Genomic DNA, 16,044 nt, shown 5'->3' on the forward strand with positions numbered 1-16,044 from the left:
CCAGCATTGTTTTCACCTTCGGCATGATAATCGTTACAACGGCCGTAGATGTGTTGATTGTTGGTGTAGAAGGTGAACAACCATATTTATCCTATTTTTCTCATAAAACAATTGTTAAGTCAACAGAATATTCTGTGTTCATCACGAAATCTTTTCGACGACATTGGGAACATATCGTAAGCATGACAATCGTTTTTGTTTCCATTCATCTCCATTGCACAAATTTAAACGAACAAAAAACGCCGACCGTTTTCTGTCGACGTTTGGAAACTACTTCTGGTTTTTTTGATACAGCTACTTCCTCTCTCCTACTCCAACAGCCATTGTTCATACCGCACTTGTACTTGGTCGAAGTTTTTGATCCAGTACGAATCGTCCGCCATAATTTGCTGTTTCTGCAGCTCGGGAGTTACGCCGAGGCGCTCTTTGTCTTTCTCCGACAATAGGTCGATCGCCTTTTGATTCGCAGGTGCGTAGCGCGCGGTTTTCCCAAATTCGGCTTGAACCTCAGGAGAAGTGGCGAAAGCGATGAATTTCATGGCCAATTCTTTGTTTTTGGTGCCTTTCGGAATGACCCAGCCTTCATAGCTGCGGATCGCGTTTTCGTACGTAAAATCAACTGGCGTTCCTTTTTGCTTCTGCAACGTGATCGTGCCGTCGTAGGCGGTTGAAATGGTTGCTGTTCCGTTGACTAACAGATCCGGTACTTGTGCCCCGTTCGTCCACCATGTTTTAAAATTTTTCTTGATTTCGTTCATTTTCTTAAATGCACGATCAATGTCCAATGGATACAGCTTGTCAGCAGGTACGCCGTCTGCAAGTAAAGCCATTTCCATGATCGGCGCCGGGAATTTATAGGCGGAACGCCCCCCAGGGTATTTGTTCACATCCCAGAAATCGGACCACGTCTTCGGTGCATGTGCCGCATCGATCTTGGTCGTATTCCAGCTGATCACCGTCGCAAACGATTCGGAAGCGATAAAATGTTCGCCCGCTGTTTTGTCTGTGTACCCGTCTTTTTTGACGATATTGTAATCCAGCGGTTCGAACAGCCCTTGGCTGCCAGCCAATGTGCCGAAGAACGAATCGACGTTCACGACATCCCACGTGACGTTTCCACCGTCGACCATCGCTTTCAATTTCCCGTAATCCGGTGGTGTTTCGATCTCAATCTTCACGTTGTATTTTTGTTCAAATGGCTCGATGATTGTTTTTTTGCGCATCTCGATCAATTCCGAATCCCAGTCGACGATAGTCAGCTTCTGTACCGCTGCTGCTGAACCTTGACCGGAATTGGCTGTCGTTTCGTCTTTGCTGCAAGCGAATAACGAACTGCTTAACACGGTAATCAATGCAATGCTGCCGATCTTCTTCAACACGATAACTCCCCCTTAATTTTATCTAGGCAAAAGATGCTACTCTTTCTGGACACTCATTTTTGCAGTTCGGGACGAGATCCATCCTTGGATGAAGAATAGCGCCACGGTCATTACGATCAACACGGTCGACACAACGGCTATGCTTGGATCGATGCTTGTTCGCAAGCTTTCCCAGTATTTGACCGGCAATGTTTTTGTATTGGCCCCCGCCATAAAAAGCGAAATGATCGGCTCATCAAACACGATCGAAAAGGCAAACAACGCTCCTGAGATCATTCCGGGTTTTATCAACGGAAGCGTAACCTTGAAAAAGGCACCAACGGGCGTGGAGCCCAGTCCCATGGCAGCCAATTCCAAATTGCGATCGACACCCTTCAAGCTGGAGGCAACCGTCGTAAATACGACCGGAATCGCAATGACAGCGTTAGACAAAATCATCCCCGTATATGTATCCGTGAGCTTGAACGGAGCGAAAAAACGATACAAGCCGATCGCCACCACAACCGCCGGAACGACCATCGGCGAAAGAATCAAGGGAACAAATAGCTTCTTGCCCCAAAATTGCAGCCGAACAAAAGCCAGTGCGGCCATGGTGCCTAAAATCACCGATACAATCGCCGTCGTGCCCCCGATGAACAGACTCCGCGAAAATACCTCGATCCAGACTGGACTATTCATCACCTTTTCATACCAATCCAGCGAGTAGCCAGGCGGCGGTAATTGGAAGTATGATACCGATGTAAACGATAACGGAATCACCAGTAGGATCGGAGTCAAAAACAGGATCAGAATGATGACCGAAAGAAGTCTAAGCCACATTTACATCACTCCCTTTATGGCGGAATGATTTCGAAACAAAAGAACAGGCACAAGGATCAGAATGAGCGTCGATGCCAAAAGAATGATGGAAAGCGCAGCTGCCAAATGCCAGTTCAATGTCACATTGATAAAATTCGCAATCAGGTTGGAAATCATCATATCCTTCGGGCCGCCCAGGATGACTGATGTAATGAAAAAGCCGAGACTGAATACAAAACAAATCAGCACACCTGCCACTACGCCTGGGATCGACAGCGGGAACAAAACGTCCCGAAACACTTTCCAAGGACGTGCTCCCATACCCTCTGCCGCCTGAAGCAATCGCTGGTCGATTCCTTGCATGACCGAATAAATGCATAGCACCATGTACGGAAACAAGTAATGAACCATCCCGACAACGTTTCCGGTCATAGAATAAAGGAGGTGCAACGGTTCATCGATCAATCCAAGAGCCATCAGGATGGAATTAATCGGCCCTGTGTCTTGCAGCATTATCACCCACGTAAACGTCCGGATGAGGACGCTGATCCAGAATGGAATCATAATAAAAGCCAGCATCACTCGTTTCCCTTTCTCCGATTTCATCCGGTAAAGCGTGTAGGCAATCGGATAGCCGAAAAGCAAGCTGGCAATTGTTGCAATCAAGGAAACGTTAAACGTGTACAGCACGACCTTCATATAAACCGGAGTGGTGAACACCTGAAGGATATACTGCAAGGTATAGGACTCTCCGTCATGCACTCCCAATTTCATTATTTTGAGAATTGGGAAAAATGTAAGTAGCAACATGTACAATGCCGGGATCATCACGAGAAGCCAATGCAAGCCCGGTAAGGTTGAAAAGGTAATTTTTCTTCGCAACGGCATTGTCGTCATGTGTACGTCAGCGTTATTCATGATCTTGCGCCCCTTAGGATATTTTGGCTGCGCCTCTGATGTCGGCAGTATCGTTTTGTACCGTTACCTCATCGGGTACAAGCGATGCCTCATGAGCATTCCAGCCGATCCGGATTTCGTCACCGACGGCAATCTCTCTTGAGGAAGCGTACGGCAGCTTGATGGTCAGCCTTTCCCGCGTTTTGGTCGTTCCTTCGATTCGAAACGACTCCCCGACATACGTTTTTTCCAGCACGGTCAATTCGTGCATGTTCGTAAATACGGCACCATCCCGGACGACATGAATATTTTCGGGCCGAATCGCAATCAATGCTGCTGTCTGCACAGCTACGTCCGACTGCTCTACCCTTACTTTGGCAACCTGCCCATCATTCAGCTTGACCACGGCCATACCCGCTTCCAAATGAATGAGCTCGCATTGCAGCAGATTGATCTCCCCGATAAAAGCGGAAACGAATTTGCTCTTGGGGAAGTTGTACAATCGTTCCGGCGTATCGATTTGCTCGATGCGACCTTTGTTCATGACGCAGATTCGATCTGACATGGTCAGTGCCTCTTCTTGATCATGTGTCACATTCACCGTGGTAATTCCGAGGCTTTGCTGGATATGCTTAATTTCATACTGCATCTGATGACGCAGGTTTTTATCCAGCGCCCCAAGCGGTTCGTCAAGCAACAGAAGCGGAGGATTGAACACAATTGCCCTGGCGAGCGCAACGCGCTGCTGCTGGCCGCCGCTGAGCTGATTCGGATACCGAGAAGCAAATTCCTCGAGTCTGACGGTCTGAAGTGCCCTAATGACATGCTCTTTGATGTTCGCCTTCATAACGTTACGCAAGCGCAGCGGATAGGCGATATTATCGAACACCGTCATGTGCGGAAACAGGGCGTAATTTTGGAAAACCATGCCGATATTGCGGTCATACGCTTTCTTTTTCGTAATATCTTGACCATCCAAAAAGATCGCGCCGTCGTTCAGCTCTTCAAACCCCGCAATCAGCTTCAACAACGTCGTCTTTCCAGAACCGCTCGGCCCCAAAATGGTGACAAATTCTCCTTTTTTGATCGATAGATTGACGTTGTCTACCGCTTTGTATTTTTTATAAAATTTCTGTGCGCTTTTTATGTCCAAATGGGCTGTCATCAACACACTCTCCCGTTTCAAATGCATGCAAACTATTTTTCGTAGACCACTTTGCCATCCATGAGAGTCAACTCAACCTTCGCATCTTTTAATTGCTCCGTAGGGATGTTGAACAAATCACGGTCAAGAACGATCAGATCAGCCAGCTTGCCCGCTTCCAGCGTCCCCAATTCGTCCTCCCGAAAAACGCCGTAAGCGGCAGTTGCCGTATACGCTTTCAATGCTTCTGCAAGTGTGATCGCTTCTTTCCCGTTAAACAACTCGCCGTCGTTTCCGATTCTCGTTACCGTACGATAGATTTCCATCATCGGATTTAACGTAACAATCGGATAGTCAGTGTTGAGCACGACTTTTGCACCTGCATCCAGCAGTGATCGGACGGCAAATGTGTACTGTTGTCGTTCACCGATACACGAAAAATAGTGGCTCTTGTTAATCAGGCCCATGTGGTCCGGCTGCATGGAAGCAATCACGTCCAGTTTTTGAAAACGTGCAAGATCATCGGGATGCACGACTTCGATATGCTCGATCGTATGTCTGGCATCGCGTGTTCCGTTGACTCGCTGCGCTTCCTCAAACAAATCGAGCGCATGGCGGACGGCGCCGTCTCCTACCGCATGGAAGCGAATGCGGAATCCTTCCTTATCGGCAGCAAGAACGTAATCCCTCATTTCCACGTGTGGATTCGGGCCAGATGATCCGGGCATATCTGTGTACGGTTCCACAAGCAAGGCGGTATGTGTTGTTACTACCCCATCCAAAAATTCTTTCAGACCGGAAAATCGCAACGTCCCGGAAGTGTACGTGTCCCGATGGTGCCTCGCACGCTCGATATTGTCGTCTAGCCCTATTAAAAAGTGGATCCGGGTGGTCAACCTGCCTTCTTTCTCGAACTCCTCGTAAAGCGGAAGCTCATTGAATTCCAGGTCGGTCACTTTGAAAATATCGGTGATCGAGGTTACACCAAACGATGCAGCATGGCCGAGAAACGTCTCGAACACTTGACTCTTTCTGTCTACAGGCAGCTTCATCGCCTGTTTGGAAGCGATACTGACCGCCGACTCATAAAGTATTCCTGTCGGCTCACCGTGCTCATCTCTCACAATCTCTCCATGCGGTGGGTCCGGTGTATTCCGGTCAATGCCGAGTATCTCCAGCGCCTTTGTATTCACCCAACCTGTATGGCCTGACGCATGGAACAAAAAGACTGGACGATCCGGCATGACCGCATCCAATGTCCGGCGATGCGGCAGTTTCGGTTCATCCCAGTACGGATGATACCAATTGTAGCCTTGCACCCACTCGTCATCCGGCCTTGATGTGGCAAACGCCGCGACCATCTCTGCTACTTCAATCTCGGAACGTGCCCCAAGGAGGCTTACATGATCCTCCATTAGACAAGCGGGTACCACATGAAGATGCATATCATTAAACCCGGGCATCACAAGTTTGTCTTCATACCGAAAAATCTTTGTGTCTGGCCCAATTCGATCTTCCCATTCTTGCTCGGTGCCAATGCCAACAATTCTGTTTCCCTTGATGGCAACGGCAGCAGGTCTCGGGGCATTTTCAAGCCCTGTAAATACTGTGTTGCTCGAAATGATCATATCGAGCTGATTCGTATGCTGCATTTTCTGTGCCCCCTTTATCAAAATTTAAATTAGGTAAAAGCAATATTCATACCAATGGCAGCAGGATATGCCCAAATGATTCCAGTCGTTACAGCGTTCGGAAAAGCACTCGGTTTATGCGAGAATGATCGGGTTGTCTTTCGATAATTGCCGATCTGGAATGCCATCCTGCATCGATGGCATTTTGCATCAGAGGTCTTGATGTGAAACCTGTAGACCCCTTGCCGATGGTCCGGATTCGGGGTCCGACTTTGCCAAACGATTACTGTTTTTTCGTCTCGCTGTAGGTCAGAAAAAGCTCGACGTTTTTCTTTTTCAAGTATGAAATGTATGTTTCGGGATCAACGCACAACTCTGGCGGTTTTACACCTTTTTCTGTAATTTCACCTTTTAACAGCATCTGGGCAACAATGGAAGCAGGAATTGCAGTAGCATACTGGGTCGGACTTGCGCCCCATTCTTCGTGATAGCCGGTCAACAGCTCCAAGCGAACGCGTGCATCGTTGCCATTTTTCTTTCCAACCACTTCAACTAACAGCGAATCTTTGCCCCATACGGGCTTTTCCCTTTTGGAAAGTACCTTACTAAGCAAGGAAACCAGCTGTCTGCGAGGGACCGTCCCGTCCTCCAATTCCGCAGTGTCCACTAGCCCAAGTTCTTGGAGCATTCTGATTTTTTCGATGGTTGCTGGGTCCCAGGTATCTTTGTACGTGATTTCTTTCACGCCCGGGAAGCTGGTAGGCAAAGTAGCCAGTTCGGAATGAATGATGGAATACGTTTTTTGGATGCCCAAATCGTTATGAAAATGCGTAAATTCTTCATCGGCCAACGGCGGAATTTCGACCAGAACACCGTTTTTGACCGCGATGGCGTTTTTAACCGCTTCATCGATGACCGTATCCGCCGCGAAGGCAAATGTCGCTCCAGAGGTTGTCGATCCGTAGCGGATATGAATTTCTTTCGCCGAATCAAGCATGTTAACGCCATAGCGGCAAAAAACGTTGGAAGAGCCCGGGTCGGACCCCATACCTGTAATCGCAAGAATATTCGCATCCTTCATTTGGGCATCCAGCTTCAATTGTTCATTCGTGACTTTGAACAGCCCACCCAAATCAAGCACGTCGACGCCGACGGCAGACGCCGCATTCATCGCATCCAGATTGAAAATGTAGTTTGTTGCATTAACACAGACTCTTCCTTGCCGCAAAACCTCTTTTGTCGCTTCCAAATCTCTGATATTCAGCGTCGTGGTCGTGATTTTTTTGCCGATCCATGTCTTCAGTTCATTCAGTTTGGCCTGATCCAGGTCAGCTGCAACGACATCGATTCCGCTTTCTACCAAATCTTTCACAATCACTTTGCCGATGGTGCCTGTCGCACCTAATACAATGACTCTGTCCAAGAGAATCCCTCCGCTATCGTTTGTATCCCCACACCGTTAGTAGCGCTTACACGATTCCCGGCATGAATACACTCTCTTGAATAGCAACTATTATGCCAATCAGAATTCGCGAAAAATCGCTGACTTACCGTTCGGTTTCTCTTTTTTGATGCCATCTTCGATCGAGGTATGTGATGGTGATCCGCATCAAACGATCGATAAGACAACAGCGTATGACAAAGACGTGCAAGAGGCCTTTCTCCATTGGGTTCAGGGCTACTCATACACGTCTATGACCGACTTTCTATTCACGTTGCCCTACGGTTATTTGCTTGCTTTGCTCTCCCTTTGGTCCAAGACGCGTCTTGCTTTCAATTCAAAACGGGGCAGCGATCCGTTTTCGACCAGCTCTACCTCGATCCGCAAACCGATTCTCTCGCGTAAACGAATCTTTAATTCACCTGTCACATCATCCAAAGCTTCAATCTGTACCTTCACCTGGTTCATCTCATCCACGGTATAATACACAATTCTGAATTCATGGATCTGCGCGAACTCACGTACGATCGCCTCGATTGATTGCGGGAAAATATTTACACCGCGCACGATGACCATGTCATCTGCACGACCGATGATCCCTCCTTCAAAGAAACGGTAAGGATTACCGCAAGCGCAGGGCTGATCATTCCTTTGAACCATATCACCCGTCCGATATCGAATCAGCGGGAAACCAAAGCGGCCAAGATTCGTTAATACCAGTTCACCGCGCTCTCCTTCTGCTACCGGTTCCAATGTCTGGGGATCGATTACCTCTGCTAAAAATTGTGATTCATTGATATGAATTCCGTTTTGTTGTAAGCATGAATAGGCGTATGCACCTATTTCCGTCATTCCAACATGATCATAAAGCTTGGCGTTCCATAAGTTTTCTATCAAACTGCGTACGGAGGGGATCGATCCTCCGGGTTCGCCGGCTGTGATAATCGTGTGAATGTGGGAGTTGCGTATGTCAAAACCGTTCTGCTCGGCTACCTCCGCGAGATGAAGGGCATAGCTTGGCGTACATAGTAAAACATTCGCCTTATTTTCTAAAATGCTGTACAGTCTTTCGGAAGACGATTGGGCTCCGCCCGGAATCACCAACGTGCCCGCTTTTTTCGCTGCTTCATAGGCAGCCCAGAATCCGATGAATGGGCCGAACCCAAAAGCCAGAAACAACCGATCGTGACTCGTGACGCCAGCCGATTTAAATACCTCCAACCAGCAATCCTGCCACCAGTCCCAGCTTTCCTTGGTATCTAAAACTTTCAGGGGTCTACCGGATGTTCCTGAGGTCTGGTGATACCGAATATAGCTGGATTCCGGGTACGAATGATTGCGTCCAAACGGTGCGTTGCGGATTTGATCGTCTGCCAGTTCTTTTTTTACCGTGAAAGGGATGCTAGCGATGTCAGCCAACGATCGAATTGGTAACGATACATCGTGTAGCTTTTCCTTGTAAAACTCATTGCATTGCGATGCAAAAACCAAAAGCTGATTTAATTTTTGCAACTGATAGGCTTGCAGGTCGACTTCATTTTCGTGGATCCGATAGCTTGATTCGCGTGCCAAGTACGACTTCCTCCTCCATTCGATATCTACTTTTTCGGTAATAAAGGCACAAACTGATCACGGATTTCCTGGTGACCGTTATTGTTCGTATAGTTTTCTTCTCGTTGCACATCAAATTTTTCCATGATCGGCAAGTCACTGACGGAGAATAAATAGGAATCCTCCAGCGCGACATGCTCGTGTAAGGCCCAGTTCGGTACCACAAAGTAATCGCCTTTAGACCAATCGAAACGGACACCGTTGATGACGGTATATCCAGATCCCTGGAACACTTGATAAATCGTTGAACTGGTATGACGGTGCGCTTTGCCATGGAAGCCTTGCGGAAGCTTTTGCATCCAGGAAGCCATGTTTGGATTCGCTGTTTTACCGTTGGATGGATTGATATATTCAACTGCATAGCCATCGAATCGATCCGGTTCGAATTGACTTACCCCCTCGATCGCAGCAAAGGTTTGCGACCATTTGTAAGCTCCAAGTGGCGCCACCTTCGGATAGCGGTCCGCAATCGGGCGTACCATACCGCCGGCATACCGCTGTGCCGAGTAGTTATCTGGAACGGATGGCTGCTCGATTCGATCCGGATAAGACTCAAAAAACGTTCCGCCGATCGCATAAATCGTTGGAATATCAAGAGCGTCCATCCAAATCATCGGTTCGTCACCCGGATGCGAGTGACCATGCCATAAGCCCCCTGGAGTGATCAAATAGTCCCCTTCCTCCATAAAGATACGTTCGCCTTGCACAATCGTATAAGCTCCCGAACCGTTTGTAATAAAACGCAGAGCGCTTTGGGTGTGGCGGTGGGACGGTGCCGTTTCCCCCGGTAAAATAAGTTGCACTGCTGCATATAGGGTTTGCGTAGTCGAGGCCCATCCCCAAGGCTCACGGTGTTTCAAGCCTGGATTTTGCAAGTAGATCGCTCTTCTTTCCCCACCGCGTTCTGGAGTGAAAATCTCACGAGCTTCCATCAGCTTCTGATGAAGGGTTTCCGCTTTCCATAAATAAGGGACCGCTTGAGGAGTAGGCTGTTTATGCATTAAGTCAGGAATGGCGTGCCAGAGTGGGCCAAGGTTGTAACGCTCGATGTCCTTTGTAAAATCTTGGACATCAGAGCTCTGTAAATAATCAGATTTTTCGGCCATAGTATCATTCGCCTTTCTTATTGATTTGGATTTATGGCATTCGCACTGGCAACGGTGCGATTGATTTGACCAAGATGACTTTGCAAATGCTCGACGACTAAATGATTCAATACAAACGACATCGTCTTCGTTCCCCATCGGGGGTTTCTGCTTGGCGCTTCAATGGCGAGCGCTTCGTCAGTCAAGGCTCCCATGATGGCGTGAACCACGTTTTTGGTTCCTTCTATTCCTTGCAGAATATCCGCTTTCGTTCGCTGTTTTGCTTTCGCAACGGCAGTAAGCCGGCCCTCATGAAGATGGTTGCGTCCCCATTCCGATTGCGGTGATTGGAGAACGCTTTGGATTTCGAGGAGCCAGTACGGGATGATTTCTTCGACATGGCACAAAATCTCCATGACGGACCAAACATCATCAGTCGCTTTCCAGTGCAGCTCTGTCTCGGTCAAAGGCTGTACCACCTGTACAATGTCATCAATCAGTTGAAAAATATCGTTACGCGCTTGTTGCGTTTGGCTCATTTTCCTACTCCTGTTCGATTTTTTTTACCCGATTTTCCAATGCACCGATTCGTTCAATCTCGATTCGTACAACATCATCATGCGTAAGGAACTCTTGTGGATTGCGTGCGACTCCAACACCACCCGGTGTACCTGTCAAAACAATATCTCCAGGCTCCAGCGTCATCAGACCGGAAAGAAACTCCACCAAATACGGTACGGTAAACACTAAATTGGCCGTGTTCGAGCGTTGTCGTTCTTTTCCGTTTACGGTTAGAACGACCTCCAATCCAGTAGGATCGCCAATTTCATCTGCTGACACGAGCCATGGCCCCATAGGTGCGCTACCTTCCACCGTTTTCCCTTGCAGCCACTGAATCGTTCTTCGTTGGATATCGCGATATGTCACATCATTGGCAATCGTATAGCCCGCGACATATTCCAACGCTTTTTCTTGTGTCACATTTCGTGCACGCTTGCCGATGACGAAGGCGAATTCTGCCTCATAGTCCAATTGTTCAGAGATTGGGAAGAATGGAATATTGTCTTCGGGTCCGATAATCGTGTTGGAAAACTTCGCAAATACGACTGGGAAAGGAGGGAGATCACGCCCCATTTCCAAAATGTGCTCCCGATAATTATGGCCCACGCAAATGATTTTGGACGGATTTTGCACAGGTGCCTCCAACCGTACTTCCGAAATCGGAAACACGACTTTACGGGAGAGCGCTTTTCTGTTATGAATTGCGAAATCGACTGCTTCGCGAGCCATTTCGATGCTTTGATCCCCACCCTGGAGAAATTCCACCATGTTGGCAGGCACAAAAGCTTCGGCAATTTGCTTCGCTCGAATATGCCCTTGGACATTCAGCAATTCGATCGTTGCGTTGTGCAGATCGATCACCTGATCGTCAATGAGTGCACCGATTCGCTTGCTTCCTTCATAGCTGTACGTTACAAAACGCATGTTTTCTCTCTCCTTTGAGGACTAGATCAAATAGAATTGATTCCCTACCATTCCAATCGGCCAATGGCCCGCTTCATAGACTTTCAAAAGCGGCAGAAAAGGATTGGGTTCCGAATCTTTTTTATCGCTGAGGGCTTCCCAAAGACATGCATTGCTAAACAGATACAATACAGAGACGACAGCCACTTTAACTACGCGCTCGCCATATTCATGAAGTGCCGGAAATGCGCCATCATACGCTTTGTGAAACAACATTTCAGGGACAAGGTCCAGCATTTCGTCCAGAACTGATTGTCTCCTCGTTGCAATTGCTTTTTCGCTCAGTTTTTTCGGGATATCTTGTATTCGTGACCATACATGGCTATCACTCAAGTTCATGTTCTCGATAAACGACGGGATCTGCTCTCTAGTCATCCAGACGATTTCGAACTCTTCGAGATTGAGATGATGGGTACATTCCTTCAATGCTTTTTCTGCGTCCAACCGACCGCTCTCATTCCCGAGAACGGAAAACCATGGAACCTCGGATAATCGAGTCATGAGTTGATGGACTTGTTGATGATTCGGGCCATAGACGGTTTCAGTCATCATTTATTGGCCACCCCCCTAATACTTCGTGGAAAGCTGAGGGGGTCCTGATTTCGGTCCATAAGGCCCTTCATCCAGCCATCTTCCAAGGCGAGGGATAATCGGCGATAAAGAAGCTGCGATTTCCCGCTTCATGTTCATGTACGGAGAGCTTCCCTGAATATGTTCAAGCGCGGTGCTGGACGCATCCCGATTATATAGAGAGGCCATTCTACGCTCTTCTGCACCTGCCCGGATGAACTCGCTCGCAGCGACCGTATCTTTCGCCTGACTGGCAACGTGAATTGCCCTAGCCGCGACGATTGCGTCCGGTACCCCTGAGTTCATTCCCCGCGCCCCAAACGGTGCAAACAGGTGGGCCGCTTCGCCAGCGAGCAAGACTCGTTTATGCGCATCTGTAAAAGATTTCGCAACGACTTGGTAGAACTGATAGGTCGATACCCATGTAATTCGGTCCGCGTACTTGGCATCCATCACGCGAGGCAGCCAGTTTTTCACGCCTTCAATCCCGCCGTACTCTTCTGGATCATCCCCTTCTAGCAGCTGCAAGTCCACTCGCCAATGACCGGCAAAAGGAACGAACATCACATTTCTTCCTCCCATATCCGGATGTTGATAATGGAAAATGCGCTCAACCGGCAACGGATTTTCTTCGTCTTCCTTGACATCAACGACAAGGAAAAAGTCATTGGTATGCGGGCCTTCCATCTCAATTCCAACCGCTTTGCGAACGGCAGAACGGGCACCATCAGCTGCAATCACATAATCGGCTGTCCAAACCACCCCCGATTCGCTGGTCAATGTCGCTCCGCTCTCATTCGTTATCACGTCTTGAATCGGCGCATTCCAAACGAATTCGACACCCGCCTCCAAACAAGCCTGATACAACAAGCGTTCGATGACATCCTGCGGTAAGCTGGAGAACGGCGGAATTTCACCCGGTTTCGGCGTGTCATACTTTTTCATATAGACTTCTTTTCCTTGAAACAGCGTCCGCTTTATGGGCCATACCAAACCGTGCTTCGCAAAAGCGAACCCTAAACCAGGTGAGATGTCTTCCAAATGGGTGAGTGTCGCTTTGTGTATATAGATCGCTCTACTTCCTGGACGCGGGCGCCCCTCGCGCTCAGCTTCCAGAATCGTGGCAGGTAGTCCGAATCGACGTAACGCGAGAGCCGCCGTCAACCCGACCGGTCCCGCCCCAACGACGATGACCTTTCGATGATTTTGCATGTTCATCCCCTCCTGTACTGTCAACACTGCTCATCCGAGTGTTGCATAGACAATATTTAACTGATTCGATTGTTATAGTACAATGGATATATTCTGAATATAAGCTCAATTTTCTTCTATGTGGAACAATGAAAGAATTTAGGAGTGAATATATGGCAAAGCGTGATTACCTTTTGCATTCGGTTAAAAATGCGATGAAGATTTTACGGCTATTCTCGTTAGAGCGTACCGAGCTGGGGGTAACGGAAATCGCTGTTCAATTAGGATTGAGCAAAACGACGACTCACCGCTTGGTGTCCACGATGGCGAAGGAAGGTTTTTTAGAGAAAACCTCTGCGTCTAATCGCTACACGCCTGGTTTATCTCTGCTCGCGCTAAGCGGGGTCATGACCACAAACACCGAAATCCAGAGAGAATCTGTTCCGATTTTAGACAAGTTGACAAACCAGCTTGGGGAAGCGTCCCATATATCTGTTTTAGAAGGAAATGACATCGTGTATCTGCATAAGGTTGAATCCAAACATCCGGTACGCTTGCTTTCACACATCGGGAAACGAAATCCGGCTTACTGTACCAGCTCTGGAAAAGTCCTACTCGCTTTTCAGCATGATGATGTAATCACCACCGCATTAGAAACAGATTTCCATCCGCACGGCCCCAATACGATAGTAGACAAGCAGCTTTTTCGGCAAACTCTCGAACAAATCAAAAGCAAGGGATATGACATTGCAGTAGATGAATTGCATGAAGGAGCGGTGAGTCTGGCCGTCCCCGTCCGTGATTACACAGGTGACGTTGTTGCTGCCATCAGTATCGTTGGACCGAAACAGAGGATTCAAGAAGAGCAATTGCCCTATTTACTAGATTGTCTGCAACATGCCGGCAGAAGGCTTTCGGAACAGATGGGGTATTTCAAATCGAACGCGTGAACGGAGAGTAAACATGATCGAAAAAATGAAGGAAGCGAATCGATACTCTTCGCTGGAAAACGCCTTGCGTCTGTTAAATGTTTTTTCGATGGACGAACCTGAGTTAGGGATCTCGGAAATGGCGGATAAATTAGGGATTGCGAATAGTACGGTATACCGCATCGTCAGTAGCATGATGAGTGAAGGATTTATTGCGAAGGATCGGCAAACCAATCTGTATCGTTTAGGGACGTCCGTGCTTGCGCTGGGGCACTACGTTCAATCGAATTTACCTCTCTGCAAAGCAGCGCAATCGGGATTAACATCCCTCGTCCAGCAAACGAACGAAACCGCCCATATTGGAATTTTGAAAGGCGACGATATCATCTATATAAGCAAGGTGGAATGTTCCCACCCCGTTCGTCTGTTATCACATGTTGGCAAGCGCAATCCCTGTCATTGCACAAGCTCTGGACAAGTGCTGATGGCGTATCAATCGCCCCAGAAGGTTGAAGAGTATTTGCAAAAGTCATTTACGGCTTATTCCAGTAAAACCATTACAGACCCAGAAGCTCTCCGACGTTTATTTCATAAAATTAAGCAACAAGGGTACGCCTTAAGTGTGGAAGAGCTCCACACAGGTGTAACGTCGATCGCTGCCCCTATTACGGATTCTAAAGGAAAGATTGTTGCTGCGGTGACCATTGCCGGTCCGATTCAGCGGATGAATCATAATACGATTCCTGGACTGATCAAAATGGTGGTACAGACTGGGAAGGAAATATCAAAACGGTTGGAACGGGGGGAATAACAAAAACCTCGCTAGCGTTCCTTCGAACACCATGCGAGGTTTTTCCGTTTGATTAGGGACTCAGTTCTTTACTTTCTTTTTCCGCTCCAACACCCGGCGCACCCCATCCACAATATGCCCCGGCGTCAACCCATATTTTTGCAGCAGCGCGTCATTGGAGCCGGACTCTCCGTTCCTGTCTCGGACACCAATACGTTCTAAAGGGACAGGGGCATATTCACCGAGCACTTCCGCGACTGCTCCTCCCAATCCCCCGTAAATCGTATGCTCTTCTATGGTCACGATCGCGTTCGTCTTTTCTGCGGCAGCAACGATGGCTTCCACATCGATCGGCTTGATCGAAGGGATGTGCAGGATACCAGCGGATAGTCCTTCCTTTTCCAGCATCTCCGCTGCCTCGATGGCACGATGTGTTTGTGTCCCTGTGGAGATCAGTGTAACATCGTTGCCATTGCGCACTTGGATGCCTTTTCCGAGTTCAAATCGATAACTGGCTGAGTCAAAAATAACAGGGAGCGGGTCACGTGCCAATCGGATGTAGATAGGACCGTCATACTCGTAGGCAAATTCCATCATCCGTTCCAGCTCTACTGCATCTGCTGGTGCCAACACGATCATGTTAGCGAGACTCCGCATGATGGCGATATCCTCCAAAGACTGATGGCTCTTGCCCGTGCAGCCGTTGAGTAACCCGCTATACGCTCCGACCATTTTGACATTTAGCTTTGGCTGAGCGATGGAGACGGCGATTTGGTCGAGTGCCCGCTTTACGACAAAGGCAGCAAACGAGCAGACCCAAGGCTGAAATCCGACTGTAGCCAATCCTGCAGCGACCCCCAGCATGTTTTGCTCTGCGATCCCCATCTGCAAGAACTTTTCCGGTTTATTTTCCGCTATCTTATCTAGCTTGGTCGAGTTCGCCAAATCTCCGTCCAGAGCCAAGACACGCTCATCCTTGCGTGACAGGGCGAGCAGCTTTTCCCCGAAAACATCGCGCATCGATTTGTGTTGTGCAAGCTTTACTTCAGCCATC

At 48.3% G+C, this 16,044-nt stretch carries 15 protein-coding genes; 2 read left to right on the forward strand and 13 right to left on the reverse strand.

Translation table 11 applies throughout. From position 1 onward, the window contains the following. Positions 1-308 precede the first annotated feature (308 nt). From EDM56_RS27955 to EDM56_RS28010, 12 genes are all read right to left on the reverse strand, one after another. Positions 309-1,379, reverse strand: coding sequence for an ABC transporter substrate-binding protein (locus EDM56_RS27955; protein ID WP_122921225.1), 1,071 nt, complete (start codon positions 1,377-1,379; stop codon positions 309-311). Between the two features lie 36 nt (positions 1,380-1,415). Continuing rightward, positions 1,416-2,198, reverse strand: a complete 783-nt coding sequence (locus tag EDM56_RS27960) for an ABC transporter permease (RefSeq protein ID WP_122921226.1) — start codon at positions 2,196-2,198, stop codon at positions 1,416-1,418. Further along, a complete protein-coding gene (locus EDM56_RS27965) occupies positions 2,199-3,095 on the reverse strand; it encodes an ABC transporter permease (protein ID WP_122921227.1) in 897 nt (298 codons plus the stop codon). A 13-nt stretch (positions 3,096-3,108) separates the two neighbouring features. Then, entirely contained in the window at positions 3,109-4,239 is a 1,131-nt protein-coding gene (locus tag EDM56_RS27970; RefSeq protein WP_122921228.1) for an ABC transporter ATP-binding protein, read from the reverse strand. Positions 4,240-4,271: 32 nt separating this feature from the next. Then, complete coding sequence (locus EDM56_RS27975) at positions 4,272-5,870, reverse strand: amidohydrolase (protein WP_122921229.1); 1,599 nt, start codon at positions 5,868-5,870, stop codon at positions 4,272-4,274. A gap of 262 nt (positions 5,871-6,132) precedes the next feature. Next, positions 6,133-7,272: a saccharopine dehydrogenase family protein gene (locus EDM56_RS27980; protein WP_122921230.1), complete on the reverse strand. Its 1,140-nt coding sequence runs from the start codon at positions 7,270-7,272 to the stop codon at positions 6,133-6,135. Between the two features lie 303 nt (positions 7,273-7,575). Further along, positions 7,576-8,862, reverse strand: coding sequence for a phenylacetate--CoA ligase family protein (locus EDM56_RS27985; RefSeq protein ID WP_246009568.1), 1,287 nt, complete (start codon positions 8,860-8,862; stop codon positions 7,576-7,578). A gap of 26 nt (positions 8,863-8,888) precedes the next feature. After that, the gene (locus EDM56_RS27990) at positions 8,889-10,007 is read right to left on the reverse strand and encodes a cupin domain-containing protein (RefSeq protein WP_122921231.1); all 1,119 of its coding nucleotides are present in this window, start codon (positions 10,005-10,007) and stop codon (positions 8,889-8,891) included. 17 nt (positions 10,008-10,024) lie between these two features. Next, the gene (locus EDM56_RS27995) at positions 10,025-10,525 is read right to left on the reverse strand and encodes a DinB family protein (protein ID WP_122921232.1); all 501 of its coding nucleotides are present in this window, start codon (positions 10,523-10,525) and stop codon (positions 10,025-10,027) included. Between the two features lie 4 nt (positions 10,526-10,529). Next, positions 10,530-11,471 carry a fumarylacetoacetate hydrolase family protein gene (locus tag EDM56_RS28000; RefSeq protein WP_122921233.1) on the reverse strand — a complete coding sequence of 314 codons (942 nt, stop codon included), beginning with the start codon at positions 11,469-11,471 and terminating at the stop codon, positions 10,530-10,532. A 21-nt stretch (positions 11,472-11,492) separates the two neighbouring features. Beyond that, positions 11,493-12,062: a hypothetical protein gene (locus EDM56_RS28005; RefSeq protein ID WP_122921234.1), complete on the reverse strand. Its 570-nt coding sequence runs from the start codon at positions 12,060-12,062 to the stop codon at positions 11,493-11,495. 15 nt (positions 12,063-12,077) lie between these two features. Beyond that, positions 12,078-13,298: an FAD-dependent monooxygenase gene (locus tag EDM56_RS28010; protein WP_122921235.1), complete on the reverse strand. Its 1,221-nt coding sequence runs from the start codon at positions 13,296-13,298 to the stop codon at positions 12,078-12,080. Positions 13,299-13,444: 146 nt separating this feature from the next. On the opposite strand from EDM56_RS28010, the gene EDM56_RS28015 reads away from it, so the two are divergent. Together EDM56_RS28015 and EDM56_RS28020 are read left to right on the forward strand one after the other, a co-directional pair. After that, the gene (locus EDM56_RS28015) at positions 13,445-14,221 is read left to right on the forward strand and encodes an IclR family transcriptional regulator (RefSeq protein ID WP_122921236.1); all 777 of its coding nucleotides are present in this window, start codon (positions 13,445-13,447) and stop codon (positions 14,219-14,221) included. 13 nt (positions 14,222-14,234) lie between these two features. After that, positions 14,235-15,011, forward strand: coding sequence for an IclR family transcriptional regulator (locus EDM56_RS28020; protein ID WP_122921237.1), 777 nt, complete (start codon positions 14,235-14,237; stop codon positions 15,009-15,011). A gap of 60 nt (positions 15,012-15,071) precedes the next feature. On the opposite strand, the gene EDM56_RS28025 is transcribed toward EDM56_RS28020, so the two are convergent. Beyond that, complete coding sequence (locus EDM56_RS28025) at positions 15,072-16,043, reverse strand: transketolase family protein (RefSeq protein ID WP_122921238.1); 972 nt, start codon at positions 16,041-16,043, stop codon at positions 15,072-15,074. Position 16,044 lies beyond the last annotated feature (1 nt).

The sequence above is a fragment of the Brevibacillus fluminis genome (genome assembly GCF_003710825.1).
GTDB classification, from domain to species: domain Bacteria; phylum Bacillota; class Bacilli; order Brevibacillales; family Brevibacillaceae; genus Brevibacillus_D; species Brevibacillus_D fluminis.